This is a genomic window from Pedobacter sp. AC163, assembly GCF_979258665.1.
This window is the reverse complement of the sequence record NZ_OZ409872.1, coordinates 701,077-716,945: the sequence shown is the minus strand read 5'-3', so window position 1 is coordinate 716,945 and position 15,869 is coordinate 701,077. Positions and strand designations below refer to the sequence as shown.

The window sequence follows — 15,869 nt, the reverse complement described above, 5'->3', positions numbered from 1 at the left end:
ATACCCTATCTGTTAGAGATAGACTAAATAGATATATGAGAAAATTTCAACTATTCCTTTTTTTATTGATACTGCTAAGCCAGTCCGTTATCGCCAAGCAACCTGATATTAAATTCACGGTATCGCAGGATGGAAAAGGCGATTTCAAGACTATTCAGGAAGCCGTCAACGCCGTTCGCGATCACATGCAATTCAAGGTTTCAATCTTTGTCAAAGCGGGAACTTATCATGAAAAACTGGTGATCCCTGCCTGGAAAAAGAATATCATGCTTATAGGAGAGGACAAGGAAAAAACAATTATCACCAATGGTGATTATACAGGAAAACCTTTCCCTAACAAAGACTTTACAGGCAATCCAAAATACGGCACCTACACTTCATATACCGTACTGGTACAGGGAAATGATTGCAGTATAGAAAATATGACCATTGAAAATACGGCTGGTACGATTGGACAGGCAGTAGCGCTGACCATTGAAGCCGATCGTTTCAGTGCCAAAGACTGCTCGATTTTGGGTCATCAGGATACGCTTTACACTTCCAAAGATGGGAGGTGTTATTTTGAAAACTGTTACTTTGAGGGCACTACCGACTTTATTTTTGGTGAAGCTACCGCAGTGTTTTACAAGTGTATGATCAAAAGTCTGGCTAACTCTTATATCACGGCGGCATCAACCACCAAAGAGCAGGCTTTCGGATACGTATTTTTGGAATGTCAGCTGATCGCCGCTCCAGGCGTTCAAAAAGTTTACCTCGGCCGTCCTTGGCGGCCATTTGCAAAAACCGTTTTCATCCGCTGTGATATGGGATCACATATCGTTCCTGAAGGATGGCATGCCTGGCCTGGAGATCCGTTATTTCCAGATAAAGATAAAACCGCATTTTATGCGGAGTACGGAAATGTTGGGCCTGGAGCTAAACTAACGGGTAGGGTGGCGTGGTCAAAGCAGCTTTCTAAAAGAGAGGCAGGGGCTTACACAATCAAAAATATTTTAGGTAACTGGTTGCCAACTTTCAAATCGCTTTAAAATGTATTCGATAAAAATAGCTGCGTTTTTAGTTGCCTCCTGGTTAAGTTTTGCCAGTGCCCAGGAGTTCATTCCACTATATCCTAAAGATAAAATTCCAAATTCGAGGGGTACCACTAGAAAGGATAGTATTACGAATGAACGGATATTTCGGGTAGCAAATCCCGGGATGTACTGTTATTTTCCTTCAAAGCAAGAAAATAAGGGGGCAGCGATAGTGATTTGCCCTGGAGGCGGTTACGAGCGGTTGGCATATTTAATTAGCGGAATACAATTGGCCAAATGGTTCAATACCATGGGCATTTCGGCGTTTGTCCTCAATTACCGTTTGCCAAATGATGCCGATTTAATAGAAAATGCGAAGGCACCGCTTCAGGATGCACAACGGGCACTCAAGGTTGTTCGAAGCAATGCTTTAAAATGGGGAATCAAGCCCGACAAAATCGGAATACAGGGTTCTTCGGCCGGAGGGCATCTGGCCAGTATGGCAGGAACCAGCCTGAATGATATATCGAAAATTGGTGATAGTTTAGATCAGGTATCGGCTCGGCCAAATTTCATGATTTTGGTGTCCCCGGTAATTGATATGGGAAAATACGCCCATAAAGGCAGCAAAAAGAACCTGCTTGGACCAGGGCCAGATAATTCATTGGAGGCCAAATATTCTACACAGTTACTGGTAACCAAAGAAACTCCATCCAGCTTTATTGCTGTCGCATTTAACGATCAGGCCGTAGATCCACACAATAGCCTGCTTTTTTATCAGGCCCTGCTTGAAAACAAGGTACCGAGCAGTTTACATGTGTTTCCGCAAGGGGCGCATGCTATTGCTTTAAGAAACAACCCCGGAAGTGCTGAACTATGGACAGCACTCTGCGAAAAATGGATGTATGAAATAGATATCATTCCGGTAGCACTAAAATAAAACAACAGAAATTTTCGATTAAAACATCAGCACACTAATTATGAAATCAAGGATATTATTGCTCACATTATTGACCCTTACCTGTTCGGCATTCGCTCAAAATAAAACAAGCTCGTTTTCCTGGCAAAATCTACCAAAAATCAGCAAACCAACATTTAAGGCTGATACCCTTTCAATTGCAAAATTGGGCGCTAAAAGCGATGGTATATTTTTAAACACCGAAATCATCAATGCTGCGATTGCAACATGCAGTAAGAATGGAGGAGGCACTGTGTTAATACCTCAAGGTATCTGGCTTACAGGTCCGTTATATTTGAAAAGTAACGTTGAGCTGCACCTGGATAGAGGGGCAAATTTGATTTTTAGTAAAGACAAATCATTGTATAAACTGATAGAGGGAGATTATGAGGGGAAACCGGCTGCCAGAAACGAATCCCCGATTAACGGAATTGATCTGGTAAATGTGGCCATCACCGGGAATGGCATTATTGATGCAAACGGAGATGTATGGCGTGCTGTTGGGCAATCGCAACTTACAGCTTCTCAATGGTCTGCGAAAGTGGCCTCCGGTGGGGTGTTGAGTGATGACAAAAAGACCTGGTATCCCAGCGACCAATTTAAAAAGACACATTTAGAAGGTAAAAGCATGCTGCTTCAGGCTGGTAAACCGCTGGAATCTTTCAATGATATGAAGGATTATCTGCGCCCCAATCTGTTGGTGCTTAAAAACTGTAAAAAAGTATTGCTGGCTGGAGTTACTTTTCAGAATTCTCCGGCCTGGTGCATTCACCCGCTTTTGTGCGAGGATCTGACTGTCGAAAATGTGACCATCAAAAATCCTCACTATGCACAAAATGGCGACGGCATCGACATAGAATCCTGTACACGGTTTCTGGTTGAGAACTGTGTGTTGGATGTTGGAGATGATGCCATCTGTATCAAATCGGGGAAAGATGAAGAAGGTAGAAAGAGGGGAGTAGCCTGTGCCGAAGGGGTGATTCGTGGAAATACGGTTTATAGCGGACATGGAGCGGTGGTGATAGGAAGCGAGATGAGTGGTGGTGCAAGAGATATCTTTATAGAAAACTGCACTTTTATCGGTACAGACAAAGGCCTACGCTTTAAATCGACCCGGGGAAGAGGGGGCGTGGTGGAGCGAATTTATGCCAGAAACATTACGATGAAAGATATTCATCAGGAGGCGATTTTCTTCGATATGTTCTATTTCGTAAAATTTGCAACAGATGGTAAGCGTAACGATTCCCCAATAGTTAACGAGGGTACACCAGTTTTCAAAAATATGTTATTTGAAAATATTACCTGCCAGGGAGCCAAGGTTGCGGTATTTATCCGGGGATTATCTGAAATGCCTGTTCAGAATATCGCCATACTAAACTCAAATTTAGTAGCTGAAAAAGGCATTGAACTTACAGATGCATCCGGAATTCGTTTCGATAATGTTGGTGTGTTTACGCAGAATAAAGCACCATTGATATCTGTTGCAGGGGTTAGGAACGTTCATCTGGATAAATTAAAGTTTTCTGCAGGAACACGGCTGCTACTGTCAATTGATGGAGATAAAAATAGGGATATTGTGATTACAAATACAGATTTGAAGAAGGCAAATAAGAATCTGGAACTAAAAAATGGCGCTTCAGAAAAAGTGGTAACCCTAAGCAAATAATTTTCTATACATAACCAGCTAACTTCATTGTGTTTCAGAATAAAAGCGACTGTTTTTGAGTATTAACTTAGGTAATCTCAATGGCAGTCGATTACAAAATCAACTTTAATACATTGGAAAGAATCGGATTATGATCATCGGCCCGCCAATTAAGATATAGCTCAGTTTGGAAGGGAAGCTTAATAAATCGTAAACCCGGACTTTCGTGATAAGAATACGAATCTGGCAATACGGCTATCCCCAAACCTTTTCGCACTAAGGCAATAATAGTTGAGCCGAATTCAGAATGAAGGTAAACCTCGGGAACGAAATCAAAAGAATTAAATAGTTTTTGGATAATGTACCCATAACTACTCCCCTCATCTATAGTTGGAAGGATAAATTTTTGCTTTTCAAGGGTTTCCTTTGTTAAATCTTTGAAGGTTTGGTAGGGGTGATTTTCGGGTATAACCAAGGCTAGATGATCTGTGTAGATTTTTTTCGATTTAAGTCCAGCGATCATATTGATATCTCTGGTTATTGCCAAATCGATCTTATAGTTCCTCAAAAATTCCTGTTGGTTTTCGTATAAAATCTGAAGGAGTTCAACCTGTAATTGAGGGTATTCGATAGAAATTTTCGCTAAAATATCGGGGATGATAGAAGCGGAAATTGAATCGGGATGGGCAATTTTTATGGTGCCACTTTCACCCAGATGAATCTGCTTTGCCGATTGATGGATATATTCAATCTCGCTCAACTGCACTTCCCATTTATCTTTTAAAAACCTGCCGGCCGGTGTTAGTTTTACATTCCTTTTGTTACGCTCAAATAGTAAAAGCCCTAATTCATTTTCCAACGATTGAATTTGACGGCTTAAAGCAGATTGCGTAATGTTCATTTTCGCTGCCGTATTCCAATAGTGAAGTTCTTCTGAAAGGGCCAAAAAGTATTTGATTTGCTGGATATTCATTAATGCAATTTAATCATTAATAATTGAGCAAATAGCATTTTATTGCATTTGTTGAATATGTAAATTTGGAATATGCAAAACATAGAAATACTTCCGGTCAAAGCTAAAGATGTGCTTCATCTTCAGGATATCAGCAAACTAACTTTCTCTCAAACATTTTCAGCTATTAATTCCGAAGAAAATATGGCCAAATATCTGGAGGAGAGCTTTTCTATTGATCAGCTGAATGAAGAGTTGCACAATGAGTCATCACTATTTTATTTTGCAAAGTTGAATGATGAGGTGATCGGCTATATGAAACTAAATACAGGTGAAGCGCAAAAAGAGAACCAAAATGACAACGCACTTGAGATAGAAAGAATTTATGTATTGCAAGAATTTCACGGTAAGAAGGTAGGCCAATTGCTTTATCTCCACGCTATTAAAGTAGCCGGGGAAATGAGTGCAGATTATGTTTGGTTAGGTGTATGGGAGAAGAATTTTAGGGCCATTGCCTTCTATAAAAAGAATGGATTTGTAGCATTTGATCAACATGTATTTATACTGGGCGATGACAGACAGATCGACATTTTAATGAAACTAGAATTAGCTAAGAACAAATAAAAGATTGACAATGAGCATCGTAATACGTAAAGCAGCGGAAGCCGACAGTGGGAAAATCTGGGTACTAATGAAAGAGCTGGCCATATTTGAAAGATACATAGATAGCTTTGCCATTACGCCAGAAATTGTAAAGGAAAATGGCTTCCATAAAAGCCCACCAGATTTCTATTGCCTTTTGGCCGAACATGAGGGTGTGATAGCAGGAATTCTGGTCTATTATTTTCTTCCTTACACCGCTCAAAACAAACCAGCCATCTATATGAAAGAACTGTATGTAGATGAAAACTACAGAGGACAGAAAATAGGTGAGCAGTTGATGCAGGCGCTAAAAGAAGAAGCGCTGTTGCATAACTGTGGACAGATTAAATGGACAGTCGCGAATTGGAATGAAGCTGGACAACGGTTTTATGAAAGGTTGGGCGCTCATAAAAATACTGATTGGCTGAATTACGAACTGGACTTATAAAACTTGTTTTTGTAGATGGAAAAAAGAAACTTACTACTGACTTTATTAATATTTGGGACAGCTTTTTGGGGCATTTCATTTTCTGTAACCAAGTTAGCGATAGGGACGGGGTCACCATCTACATTCCTTTTTTATCGATTTCTACTCGCCACACTGGTGCTCTCTATGGTCTTTTGGAAACATGTGATGAAGACCAAATTATCAGATGTAAAAACTGGAGTGCTGTTAGCTATACCTTTGTTTCTAGGCATACACCTACAAACATTGGGTATTAAACTATCTAGCGCTTCACAATGTGCCTTCATTGCTGGTATGACGGTAGTTATGGTGCCATTATTGAAGTTGGTACTTTATCGCAAAGCTGCATCAGCTAAAATTTGGATTGCTGCCATTATTGCACTGAGTGGTTTATTTGTGATCTCCATAAATGGGCAATTGAAAATAGGTAAGGGAGATTTGTATACGATTATTGGTGCATTTGGTTTTGCCATTTATTTAATTGCAGTCGAAAAAAAGGCAGCTGGAAAAAGTTTAGTTCCGACCATCGTTCCTATGTTTGCTACATGCGCAATACTCACCTTTGGTTTAGCAATTACCGATGAAAATGTTAATTGGTATCCTGAAACCAACACCTTTTGGATAGGTGTTGTGTATTGCGCATTATTTGCAACTGCTTACATGTATTCGATTTCTAATATCGCACAAAGATATATCAGTGCAGAAAGGGTATCTGTAATCTATCTATTTGAACCTGTATTTGGTGCCGTAGCTGCTTTTTTCATTCTAAATGAAAGTCTTTCTATGCGTTTACTTGTTGGTGGCGGATTGATTTTTTTAGCTACAATTATTTCTGAGGCTAATCTTAAAAAGCTGTTGAATAGAAATGTAAAATTGGCTAGTTAATCACGTCAATTTCAAAGCATCGATATCGATATTTGCAGTTTTATTGTCTGCAGTAGTCATGTCAAGAATTTGACTATCGTGACGCTGTTTTGAAAAAATGGGAGGTCAATTTCTGATATCCTTTAATTACTCTTTGATTTAAATCGTAGATTTAGCCACATATTTAAAATATAGCTATAGAATAAGATAAAAATATGAGCGTACTCTTTATAAAAAATATGGTCTGCAACCGTTGTATTATGGTGGTGCAGAATGAAATGGATAAGCTTGGATTAGCGGTAGAACATATAAAATTGGGAGAAGTTACACTTGAAAAAGAACCAACTGCTAGTGAAAGAACTGCGTTGGAAGGTGCGCTGGTATCATTAGGTTTTCAGGTGATTGATGATAAAAAAAGCAGGATTATAGAACAAATCAAAAATGTAATTATTGAGTTGGTACATCATCAGGATAATGATGCAAAAAACAATTTATCCGATATTTTGAGTGGAAAACTCAACCACGATTACAATTATCTTTCTAACTTATTTTCGGAGGTGGAGAGTACCACAATAGAAAAATATTTTATTGCCCAAAAGATTGAAAAGGTAAAAGAATTGCTGGTTTATGATGAACTATCGTTAAGCGAGATTGCTTTCCGTTTAAATTACTCAAGCGTAGCTTATTTAAGTAACCAATTCAAAAAAGTAACTGGATTGACGCCAAGTCATTTCAAACAAATAAAGGAAGATAAACGCAAGCCGTTGGATGCCGTATAGATTTTTTATATAATTTAGCAACAATGTTTAAAGTAGAAAACCATATCAAAAATATCAGGTACATCGTTTTGATGTGGTTTATACTGTTTTCTCTAAGTCCTTGTACGGTAAAGGAACTACTGTTCTATTCTTTAAATACTGAATATGCCGAGCCGCTCAATAAATCAAAGACTGTACAAACAAACCCTTGTCAATATTCGTCCAATGAATATCAGCAGAGATCAGCTGCACAGCAATCGAAAATTAATCAAAAAATTGAGCCTGTTGATTTCGTTTGTAATTACGGTTTTCCAACGTATGTTGCTAAAATAGACAAGAACTATTCAAAAACTTCTACGGGAAACAGCCCTCCAAAATATATTTTATATAAACGCTTGAAGATTTATATAGCATAGCAAGTTGCTTGTAAGTACTATAAATTTTTTCACGTTTAATAAAATACCAATTCAATGAAACATCATCATATTGATAGTTCTGCCAATAATATGGCCGGGCTTTTCACATTATGTCTACGCTGGATAATCGGCTGGACTTATTTCTCAGCCTTTTGGAGAAGACTTATTCTAGAAAATAAACTAATTCCTGAAGAAGCCGGCTATATCGGCGAAAAATTCAATCATTTTCTTCCCAATGCTTTAAGTATCAAACCAGTTATTGAATACCTGGTTTCTAACCCCGATGCGCTGCAAATTTCAATGGTTACATTTACCATTGTCGAAGCCGTTGTTGGTTTACTCCTCATTTTAGGCTTATTTACAAGGCTGATGGGCATCGGTGTGTTTTTTCTTGCCTTAGGTATTCTTCTCGGTTCGGGCTGGCTGGGCACCACTTGTCTGGACGAATGGCAAATTGGCGTACTAGGCCTTGCCGGTGGTTTTACTATATTCCTTTCGGGAAGCGGTGCTTATTCTTTGGATAATTACCTAATGAATAAACAACTCGGTTTTACGAGTAAGAAATGGTTTGGATTTTTAGGTTCGGGGGGTGTTGCCGATAAAAAGATTGCAACCAAAAGCCTTAATCATTTCGGCATTCATTTTTGGACTGACACTATTTACTAACCAGTATTTTCACGGTGGCGTATTGGGTACGCTTCATAATAAATCCGTCAAACCCAAAGTTGAGATTTCCAACATACAGCATAATGGCCCTCAGCTTACCTTTCGATTATTCAGGGTGGAAGGAGCAGATGTTTACGGCTCATTTTTGATTGGGATACAAGTTTTGAACGAAAAAAATGAGGTGGTTAAATCCATCGGTCAAAACGAATTAGCTCGTTTTTCGAAGGATAAAATCAAAAATCATTATGTTGCCAAAATCAAATCTGGAAAACATAGTATGATTTTACCACTAGGAGCAAAGGCGGATATTACCATCGATTTGGACGGGGTATTAATCAAAGAAAATTACAGACTAAAATTAATTGACATTAGCGGAATTGAGTGGACAGCTGAAATAATGTAGATTTTTGTTTTAAAGTAGGCTTGGTTTTACAGCCATGCCTACTTTTATGTAGTTACACCTGGTATGTTCATTTAAAAACTTTGAATTTCGTACATTGGCTATCTAAATTTTCAAACACAATCCCTTCTTTCAAAATATTTACTTTAGCTGGATGTTTTGGTTTTGAAAACCGGTACAACAACAAAATTCTGATGCGACCGCAAAAACAAGAACTATGGACATCATTATTTGAAAAACAACGAAGCAACATCGACAAAATTTGAATGAAAGAAATTAGCGTAAGACAAATTAAAGAGCCTGATTTTTCAGAGGGTTTTAGTATTCGAAACATCGGTACTTTGCTCTCCGAAAAAGATTTAGTGCAAGAACTGCATAGGCACAACTTCTTTTTTGCTTTGTTTTTGGAGAAAGGAGCAGGGAAACATAGTATTGATTTTGTCAATTACCCTGTTAGCGACTACTCTGTTTTCTTTATGCGACCAGGTCAAGTGCATCAGCTTACTCTAAAACAAGGGAGCAAGGGATACTTAATACAATTTAACCGTGAATTTTACGCTCCAAAAGAGGAGCCCGTTAATTTCGTTTTACGGAAAGTAAGCCATAAAAATCACTGTCCACTTTCGGTCGAAAAGTTTAGCAAATTACTGTTGCATTTATCTTTCATTTTTGAAGAATATACCCAAAAACAAGACCGCTACAAGGAAGTTATTACGGCAAGTTTGGAAATACTTTTTATCGAATTGGTAAGACAAAGCAAAACCCCGAAAGAAATACAAAATGATGCTACTAAATATTCGCAAGAGCAATTGGAAGAATTATTAGAACTATTGCAAAAGCATATTGTAACGCATAAACAAGTAACACAATATGCCGAAATGATGCACCTCACTACATTTCAACTCAACAAAATTACTAAAGAAACTACCGGAAGTACCTGCTCTCAACTCATCAACGAGCAAATAGTACTTGAAGCAAAAAGAAACCTTTTGGCTACCTCTAATCAAGTAAATCAAATTGCTTTCGATTTAGGATTTGAAGACCCTTCCTATTTTATTCGTTTTTTTAAAAAACATACCAACTTTTCCCCCGAAGCATTCCGCAAGAACTTTAAATAAGTCCAATCCAAGTTCAATTTTGTCCTATCATAACCGATCCTACTAAAATAACTTTGCAGAATAAATAAAAATATTCAGCAATATGAAAATAGTAATTGTAGGTGCATCGGGCACTATGGGGCAGTATTTGGCGAATGTGCTTGAAAAGGAAAATCACGAAGTAATAAGAGCCAGTCGTTCTTCAGAAGAGATACAGGTTGATACAACTTCTACCCAATCCATTGAAGCAATGTTTGCAAGGATTGGAACTTTTGATGCCCTGATTTCTACCGCAGGGGAAACTTTTGTTGGCCCTTGGAAAAACTTGAATGACCAAACTTTCAAAAAAGGAATTGAAGGAAAAATGATGGGGCAAATTAATTTGGTATTAATTGGTCAACATTACATCAATCCAAAAGGTTCGTTTACATTGATTACTGGAGCATTAACACACGAACCTCAGATTAATTTTGCCAATGCTTCAGCAGCAAACGGAGCGGTAGAAGGTTTTGTTAGAGCTTCTGCCATTGAGTTGTCAAATGGTATCCGCATCAATGCTGTTAGCCCAACGGTAATTGAAAACTCTCCACAATATTTTCCTTATTTCCCGGGAGAAATTCCAACAACGATGAAGCAATTGGAATTTGCCTTTAAGAAAAGCTTGTTTGGCGCTGTAACAGGACATATTATCAAACCGTAAAATAATCAAGATGAATACTAAAAGTAAGATTATCCAATCCATCAAAATTTGGATAGTAATTTATCCTTCGATAACGCTTTTTTATATATTGTTTGGTAGTTATTTAGCTGAAATGCCATTGTATTTAAGAACACTCATCTTAACATTGGTATTAGTGCCCTGGATGGTATTCGTAGGATTACCATTTATACATCTTTTGTTGAAAAACATCTCTAACAATGACAAATCTTAACCGAAGAACTTTTATTAAGCAAAGCGGAATTCTTGCAACAGCCTTTGCATTGCCACTAAGTTTTAACCAATTTAAAGAAGACAAAAAAATGAAAGATAAAAATCAATTTGATGTAATTATTATTGGAGGTAGCTATGCCGGACTTGCCACAGCAATGGCATTGGGCAGAGCATTAAGAAATGTGCTTATTATCGACAGCGGAAAACCCAGTAACAGACAAACACCACATTCGCATAATTTTTTAACGCAAGATGGTAAGTCACCAAAAGAAATTGCGACACTTGCAAAGCAACAAGTAGTAGCATACGATACAATCACATTCTTTGATGGTATTGCTACAAAGGGCTTAAAAACAAGCACTGGTTTTGAAATTCAAACTGAAACGGGCGACAAGTTTTCGGGAACCAAATTAGTTTTCGCCACGGGTATAAAAGATATGATGCCCAGTATTATCGGATTTTCTGAATGTTGGGGTATTTCTGTTTTGCATTGTCCCTATTGCCACGGTTACGAAGTGAAAAATGAAATAACCGGTATTTTGGGTAATGGCGAATATGGATTTGAATTTTCAAAATTGATATCGAAGTGGACAAAAGATTTGACCCTTTTTACGAATGGAACATCAACGCTAGCTGACGAACAAAAAAGGCAACTTGAAAAACATTCTATTGAAATAGTAGAAAAAGAAATTAAAGAGTTGGAACACGTAAATGGGCAACTCAAAAACATCTTTTTTAAAGATGGTTCAAAGCAAATAGTTAAAGCCATTTACACCAAACTTCCTTTTGAGCAAAATTGTACTGTTGCTGAACAATTGGGATGTGAATTAACCGAAGATGGATATATAAAAATTGATGCTGCTCAAAAAACAACCACAAAAGATGTGTTTGCCTGTGGCGATAACGCAACACGAATGCGGACCGTTGCAAATGTAGTAGCGATGGGAACATTTACGGGTATGACGGTAAACAAAGAACTTATCGAAGAGCGTTTTTAAGTATCGACTTTTATAGACAAATAAAAACCCAAGCGTTTAAGATTGCTCAAAGTTATTTCAAAGAAATAAAGGAAGGGAAACGAAAACCATCAGACCAGGTTTAGTAAATATTACAAATCAATTCCATAATTCCACAATAACTATTCTCCGTATTGTCGCCAATTTTGTATTGCAAATAAAGCAATAGAAATTATGGCTACAAATAACAATAGAGAAACAGTTTACATTCCTTTAGAAGATGTAGAAAGCGAACATTGTGCATTAATCGTTGAAAAAGGATTGGCAAAGGTTGATGGTGTTGCAACCCAGAAAGTAGAAATCAACAACCGTAGAGCAGCCATTACCGTTAAAGATACTGAAACCATTGGCAAGGCCGTTGCGGCTATTAAAGACTTGGGCTATGGTGTTTCATCTATAAAAAATACCTTTCCTGTTTTAGGAATGACCTGTGCTTCTTGTGCGGGCAGTGCCGAAAGTATCGTAAAGTATGAACCAGGTGTGATTGACGCTTCTGTCAACTACGCAACCGGAAACCTGACCGTTGAGTACCTTCCCAATATGACGGATGCTACCAAACTGCAAAAAGCCGTTCAGGGTGTTGGTTATGACTTGCTCATTGTTGAAGAAGCAAAACAACAGCAATCCTTAGAGACGATCCACGCAGAGAAATTCAAAAAGCTAAAAAACAAAACTATTTGGGCGGTTATATTATCGTTACCCGTGGTAATCATCGGGATGTTTTTTATGGATATGCCTTACGGTAACGAAATTATGTGTTTTTTTTCCACCCCTGTTGTACTTTGGCTGGGTAAAGACTTTTTTATCAATGCGTGGAAACAGGCCAAACACCGTTCTGCCAATATGGATACTTTGGTTGCCTTGAGTACAGGAATTGCCTATATATTTAGTGTATTCAATATGCTTTTTATGGATTTCTGGCACCAGAGAGAATTGCACGCACACGTCTATTTTGAGGCAGCTGCAGTGGTCATCGCCTTTATTCTTTTAGGTAAATTATTGGAAGAAAAAGCCAAAGGAAACACCTCTACGGCTATTAAAAAACTGATGGGCTTGCAACCCAAAACGGTAATGGTAATAGCTCCGGATGGAACAGAAAAACAAACCGCTATTGAAGCCGTAGATGTAGATGATATAATCCTGGTAAAGCCCGGCGAAAAAATTGCGGTCGACGGAATGGTTACTTCTGGTAATTCGTATGTAGATGAAAGTATGCTGAGTGGCGAACCCGTTCCAGTACTAAAAACAGAAAATGAAAAAGTATTTGCCGGAACCATTAATCAAAAAGGAAGTTTTCAATTTAAAGCAGTGAAAGTGGGTAAGGAAACCATGCTGGCCCAAATCATTAAAATGGTGCAGGATGCACAAGGCAGTAAAGCACCCGTACAAAAATTGGTTGATAAAATTGCAAGTATTTTCGTTCCAGTGGTGATTGGCATTGCCGTTCTTACTTTTATTTTATGGATTATTTTGGGTGGCGAAAACGGTGTAGTACAAGGATTGTTAGCAGCCGTTACGGTATTGGTAATTGCTTGTCCTTGTGCGTTGGGCTTGGCTACACCAACGGCTATTATGGTGGGTGTGGGCAAAGGCGCCGAAAATGGTATTTTAATTAAAGATGCCGAAATCCTTGAATTGGCTAAAAAAGTGAATGCAATTGTTTTAGATAAAACCGGAACCATCACACAAGGAAGACCTGAAGTAACCAGCATCCAATGGCTGAACAATGATGATACGACCAAGACTATTTTGCTGAGCATCGAAAAACAATCAGAGCATCCATTGGCTGAAGCTGTGGTGAAACATTTAGAAAATTCATCAACAATTGCGATTGCTGATTTTGAAAGTATTACAGGGAAAGGTGTAAAAGCCAATCATAACAACGAAACCTATTTTGTAGGAAACAAAAAACTCCTGGCTGAGAATAACATTTCGATTGCAGAACAATTGCAAAACCAATCCGATGAATGGGGTAAACAATCCAAAACGGTCATTTGGTTTGCAAACAGCATAGAGGCACTTTCTGTTATTGCCATTTCCGATAAAATCAAAGAAACATCAGTTCTGGCAATCAAAGAAATGCAAGAAATGGGCATCGAATTATATATGCTTACCGGCGACAATGAAGCCACCGCTATAGCAATTGCCGAGCAAACAGGCATCCTGCATTACAAAGCCGAAGTATTGCCACAGCACAAAGCGGATTTTGTAAAAGAACTGCAGCAGCAAGGTAAAGTAGTAGCCATGGTGGGCGACGGAATTAATGACAGTACCGCTCTGGCAACAGCCGACGTAAGCATTGCCATGGGAAAAGGAAGTGACATCGCAATGGACGTGGCCAAAATGACCATCATCTCATCAGACCTTACCAAGATACCACAGGCAATACGTTTATCCAAACAAACCGTGGCCACCATTAAGCAAAACCTGTTTTGGGCATTTATTTATAATCTTATCGGTATTCCATTAGCTGCTGGAATATTGTATCCAATAAACGGTTTCTTGCTGAACCCAATGATAGCAGGAGCTGCAATGGCTTTGAGTAGCGTAAGTGTAGTGACGAATAGTTTGAGGCTGAAATGGAAGAAATAAACCAGTAAATATTATAAATCAAACAAAGAAAACTACAATGATAAAACGGGTTGATTGACGCAACTTTGTACTATCAAATAAAATATAACGAAATGGAAAATAATAATCAAGATTTACAATTCAAGACAAATATCAATTGCAGCAGCTGCGTAGCAAAAGTAACCCCTTTTTTAAATGATGCTAAAGGTATCGGGCAATGGGAAGTAGATACTACGAATAGGGAAAAAATTCTCACCCTAAAATCTGAAGGAATTACTGAACAGGAAGTAATAGAAACCGTTCAAAAAGCTGGGTTTAAGATAGAACCTATAAAGTAATTTAAAAAAATATCTCACCCATCAGCGGTATTTAACATCGTTGTAATTATCCATTACACAGCGTTAAAAATTGTCTTTAGTTGGGCGTTTGCCATTTGGCAAACATCAATTGAAAGAGGTTCTAAATTCTATCAGAACTTGTCGCCAAAAAATAAAACCTTCCACAGAATGAAGGTTTTATTTTTAAGGCTGCAATGAAAATTTGATGGTTTCAATTTTTTACTTCAACAAACCGCCCATTCCAAAGGCAGTCAACGCTTTCTCGTATTGAACTTGAACGGCATCATTTGCAGCTTTAAGGTATTCCCCTGTGAATGGATCAACATTGGTTCTTATCGGACGCTGACCTTTGGGTAAGCTGATTAAGTTTACTACTGCATCTGCAACATCTTGCGGATTAGGATTTAAGGTTTCAAATGCCTTGCCAACAGCCGCACCCATTTTATTAGGATAATCCGCTATCACTGCGTAAGCATCATTAACCGAAGCATCGGAACCAGGATTAAATTTTTGTGACATCTCTGTCGGGAAAGCACCAGGTTGTAGGATGGCAACGTCAACACCTAATGGTCTTACTTCGTAATGCAAACCTTCGCTAATGCCTTCCAAACCAAATTTTGAAGCACTGTACATTGTTGCAAAAGGAAACGAAACGGCGCCAAATCCACTGGTGATATTGATGATGAGACCTTCGGATTGTTTACGCATAAATGGCAACACCAATTTCATCAATCGCCAAGGTGCGATGACATTGATATCGAACATTTCTTGTACATCGGCGGTTGTAAAACTTTCGGCCACGCCATTTCTGCTAAAACCCGCATTGTTTACCAAAACATCTATTGTTCCTTCTTTTGCGATGATGGTATCTATGGCTTGCTGCACACTGTTTTCATCCGTAAGTGCAACATCCAGAACGGTAATGTTTTCTATCTCGGAGAGGGCTTTTGCTTTATCTGAATTTTTACCGTTTGTATCTCTCATTGTTGCGTAAACTTGATGTCCTAAGGCTGCAACGCTTTTTGTAGTAAGCCATCCAAACCCGCTATTTGTTCCTGTAATTAATACAACTTTTTTGTTCATTATATTTTGATTAAAATTAATGGTACAAAGTTCCGAGCTTTAAAAATTAAAAC

General features: G+C 38.3%; 17 protein-coding genes. 15 read left to right on the top strand and 2 right to left on the bottom strand.

The window, feature by feature from the left end:
* The first annotated feature begins 35 nt into the window (after positions 1-35).
* The 3 genes from ACZZZK_RS02910 to ACZZZK_RS02900 are packed head-to-tail and all read left to right on the top strand — an operon-like array spanning position 36 to position 3,637.
* Positions 36-1,028: a pectinesterase family protein gene (locus ACZZZK_RS02910; RefSeq protein ID WP_463482779.1), complete on the top strand. Its 993-nt coding sequence runs from the start codon at positions 36-38 to the stop codon at positions 1,026-1,028.
* A 1-nt stretch (position 1,029) separates the two neighbouring features.
* Positions 1,030-1,953: an alpha/beta hydrolase gene (locus ACZZZK_RS02905; protein WP_463482778.1), complete on the top strand. Its 924-nt coding sequence runs from the start codon at positions 1,030-1,032 to the stop codon at positions 1,951-1,953.
* Positions 1,954-1,993: 40 nt separating this feature from the next.
* The gene (locus ACZZZK_RS02900; protein ID WP_463482777.1) at positions 1,994-3,637 is read left to right on the top strand and encodes a glycoside hydrolase family 28 protein; all 1,644 of its coding nucleotides are present in this window, start codon (positions 1,994-1,996) and stop codon (positions 3,635-3,637) included.
* Between the two features lie 91 nt (positions 3,638-3,728).
* Here ACZZZK_RS02900 and ACZZZK_RS02895 read toward each other — a convergent pair whose 3' ends face one another.
* Positions 3,729-4,589, bottom strand: coding sequence for a LysR family transcriptional regulator (locus tag ACZZZK_RS02895; protein WP_463482776.1), 861 nt, complete (start codon positions 4,587-4,589; stop codon positions 3,729-3,731).
* Between the two features lie 72 nt (positions 4,590-4,661).
* Between ACZZZK_RS02895 and ACZZZK_RS02890 the strand changes: the two genes are divergently transcribed.
* The 12 genes from ACZZZK_RS02890 (at position 4,662) to ACZZZK_RS02835 (ending at position 14,733) form a co-directional block, all read left to right on the top strand.
* Positions 4,662-5,192 (top strand): GNAT family N-acetyltransferase, encoded by a 531-nt coding sequence (locus ACZZZK_RS02890; protein ID WP_463482775.1) that lies wholly within the window; start codon positions 4,662-4,664, stop codon positions 5,190-5,192.
* A 10-nt stretch (positions 5,193-5,202) separates the two neighbouring features.
* Entirely contained in the window at positions 5,203-5,658 is a 456-nt protein-coding gene (locus ACZZZK_RS02885) for an N-acetyltransferase family protein (RefSeq protein WP_463482774.1), read from the top strand.
* 15 nt (positions 5,659-5,673) lie between these two features.
* Positions 5,674-6,561 carry a DMT family transporter gene (locus tag ACZZZK_RS02880; RefSeq protein ID WP_463482773.1) on the top strand — a complete coding sequence of 296 codons (888 nt, stop codon included), beginning with the start codon at positions 5,674-5,676 and terminating at the stop codon, positions 6,559-6,561.
* 194 nt (positions 6,562-6,755) lie between these two features.
* Positions 6,756-7,319 (top strand): helix-turn-helix domain-containing protein, encoded by a 564-nt coding sequence (locus tag ACZZZK_RS02875; protein WP_463482772.1) that lies wholly within the window; start codon positions 6,756-6,758, stop codon positions 7,317-7,319.
* Positions 7,320-7,342: 23 nt separating this feature from the next.
* Positions 7,343-7,714 carry a hypothetical protein gene (locus tag ACZZZK_RS02870; RefSeq protein ID WP_463482771.1) on the top strand — a complete coding sequence of 124 codons (372 nt, stop codon included), beginning with the start codon at positions 7,343-7,345 and terminating at the stop codon, positions 7,712-7,714.
* Between the two features lie 54 nt (positions 7,715-7,768).
* On the top strand, positions 7,769-8,380 hold the full coding sequence (locus ACZZZK_RS02865) for a TQO small subunit DoxD (protein WP_463482770.1): 612 nt from the start codon (positions 7,769-7,771) through the stop codon (positions 8,378-8,380).
* A complete protein-coding gene (locus ACZZZK_RS02860) occupies positions 8,322-8,783 on the top strand; it encodes a TQO small subunit DoxA domain-containing protein (RefSeq protein ID WP_463482769.1) in 462 nt (153 codons plus the stop codon). The genes ACZZZK_RS02865 and ACZZZK_RS02860 overlap by 59 nt, the downstream gene beginning before the upstream one ends.
* A 263-nt stretch (positions 8,784-9,046) precedes the next feature.
* Positions 9,047-9,898 (top strand): helix-turn-helix domain-containing protein, encoded by an 852-nt coding sequence (locus ACZZZK_RS02855; protein WP_463482768.1) that lies wholly within the window; start codon positions 9,047-9,049, stop codon positions 9,896-9,898.
* Between the two features lie 82 nt (positions 9,899-9,980).
* The gene (locus tag ACZZZK_RS02850; protein ID WP_463482767.1) at positions 9,981-10,577 is read left to right on the top strand and encodes a short chain dehydrogenase; all 597 of its coding nucleotides are present in this window, start codon (positions 9,981-9,983) and stop codon (positions 10,575-10,577) included.
* A gap of 218 nt (positions 10,578-10,795) precedes the next feature.
* Entirely contained in the window at positions 10,796-11,806 is a 1,011-nt protein-coding gene (locus ACZZZK_RS02845; protein WP_463482766.1) for an NAD(P)/FAD-dependent oxidoreductase, read from the top strand.
* A gap of 192 nt (positions 11,807-11,998) precedes the next feature.
* On the top strand, positions 11,999-14,416 hold the full coding sequence (locus ACZZZK_RS02840; RefSeq protein ID WP_463482765.1) for a heavy metal translocating P-type ATPase: 2,418 nt from the start codon (positions 11,999-12,001) through the stop codon (positions 14,414-14,416).
* A 92-nt stretch (positions 14,417-14,508) separates the two neighbouring features.
* Complete coding sequence (locus ACZZZK_RS02835; protein WP_265799189.1) at positions 14,509-14,733, top strand: heavy-metal-associated domain-containing protein; 225 nt, start codon at positions 14,509-14,511, stop codon at positions 14,731-14,733.
* Between the two features lie 219 nt (positions 14,734-14,952).
* Here ACZZZK_RS02835 and ACZZZK_RS02830 read toward each other — a convergent pair whose 3' ends face one another.
* Positions 14,953-15,816, bottom strand: a complete 864-nt coding sequence (locus ACZZZK_RS02830; RefSeq protein ID WP_463482764.1) for an SDR family oxidoreductase — start codon at positions 15,814-15,816, stop codon at positions 14,953-14,955.
* Positions 15,817-15,869: the final 53 nt, after the last annotated feature.

What these genes read in the sequence shown, in the direction of transcription:
- ACZZZK_RS02880 (WP_463482773.1), top strand. Translation starts at nt 5,674, where the DNA reads ATGGAAAAAAGAAACTTACTACTGACTTTATTAATATTTGGGACAGCT.
- ACZZZK_RS02865 (WP_463482770.1), top strand. Translation starts at nt 7,769, where the DNA reads ATGAAACATCATCATATTGATAGTTCTGCCAATAATATGGCCGGGCTT.
- ACZZZK_RS02830 (WP_463482764.1), bottom strand. Translation starts at nt 15,816, where the DNA reads ATGAACAAAAAAGTTGTATTAATTACAGGAACAAATAGCGGGTTTGGA.
- ACZZZK_RS02910 (WP_463482779.1), top strand. Translation starts at nt 36, where the DNA reads ATGAGAAAATTTCAACTATTCCTTTTTTTATTGATACTGCTAAGCCAG.
- ACZZZK_RS02835 (WP_265799189.1), top strand. Translation starts at nt 14,509, where the DNA reads ATGGAAAATAATAATCAAGATTTACAATTCAAGACAAATATCAATTGC.
- ACZZZK_RS02855 (WP_463482768.1), top strand. Translation starts at nt 9,047, where the DNA reads ATGAAAGAAATTAGCGTAAGACAAATTAAAGAGCCTGATTTTTCAGAG.
- ACZZZK_RS02890 (WP_463482775.1), top strand. Translation starts at nt 4,662, where the DNA reads ATGCAAAACATAGAAATACTTCCGGTCAAAGCTAAAGATGTGCTTCAT.
- ACZZZK_RS02875 (WP_463482772.1), top strand. Translation starts at nt 6,756, where the DNA reads ATGAGCGTACTCTTTATAAAAAATATGGTCTGCAACCGTTGTATTATG.
- ACZZZK_RS02850 (WP_463482767.1), top strand. Translation starts at nt 9,981, where the DNA reads ATGAAAATAGTAATTGTAGGTGCATCGGGCACTATGGGGCAGTATTTG.
- ACZZZK_RS02905 (WP_463482778.1), top strand. Translation starts at nt 1,030, where the DNA reads ATGTATTCGATAAAAATAGCTGCGTTTTTAGTTGCCTCCTGGTTAAGT.
- ACZZZK_RS02870 (WP_463482771.1), top strand. Translation starts at nt 7,343, where the DNA reads ATGTTTAAAGTAGAAAACCATATCAAAAATATCAGGTACATCGTTTTG.
- ACZZZK_RS02840 (WP_463482765.1), top strand. Translation starts at nt 11,999, where the DNA reads ATGGCTACAAATAACAATAGAGAAACAGTTTACATTCCTTTAGAAGAT.
- ACZZZK_RS02845 (WP_463482766.1), top strand. Translation starts at nt 10,796, where the DNA reads ATGACAAATCTTAACCGAAGAACTTTTATTAAGCAAAGCGGAATTCTT.
- ACZZZK_RS02895 (WP_463482776.1), bottom strand. Translation starts at nt 4,589, where the DNA reads ATGAATATCCAGCAAATCAAATACTTTTTGGCCCTTTCAGAAGAACTT.
- ACZZZK_RS02900 (WP_463482777.1), top strand. Translation starts at nt 1,994, where the DNA reads ATGAAATCAAGGATATTATTGCTCACATTATTGACCCTTACCTGTTCG.
- ACZZZK_RS02885 (WP_463482774.1), top strand. Translation starts at nt 5,203, where the DNA reads ATGAGCATCGTAATACGTAAAGCAGCGGAAGCCGACAGTGGGAAAATC.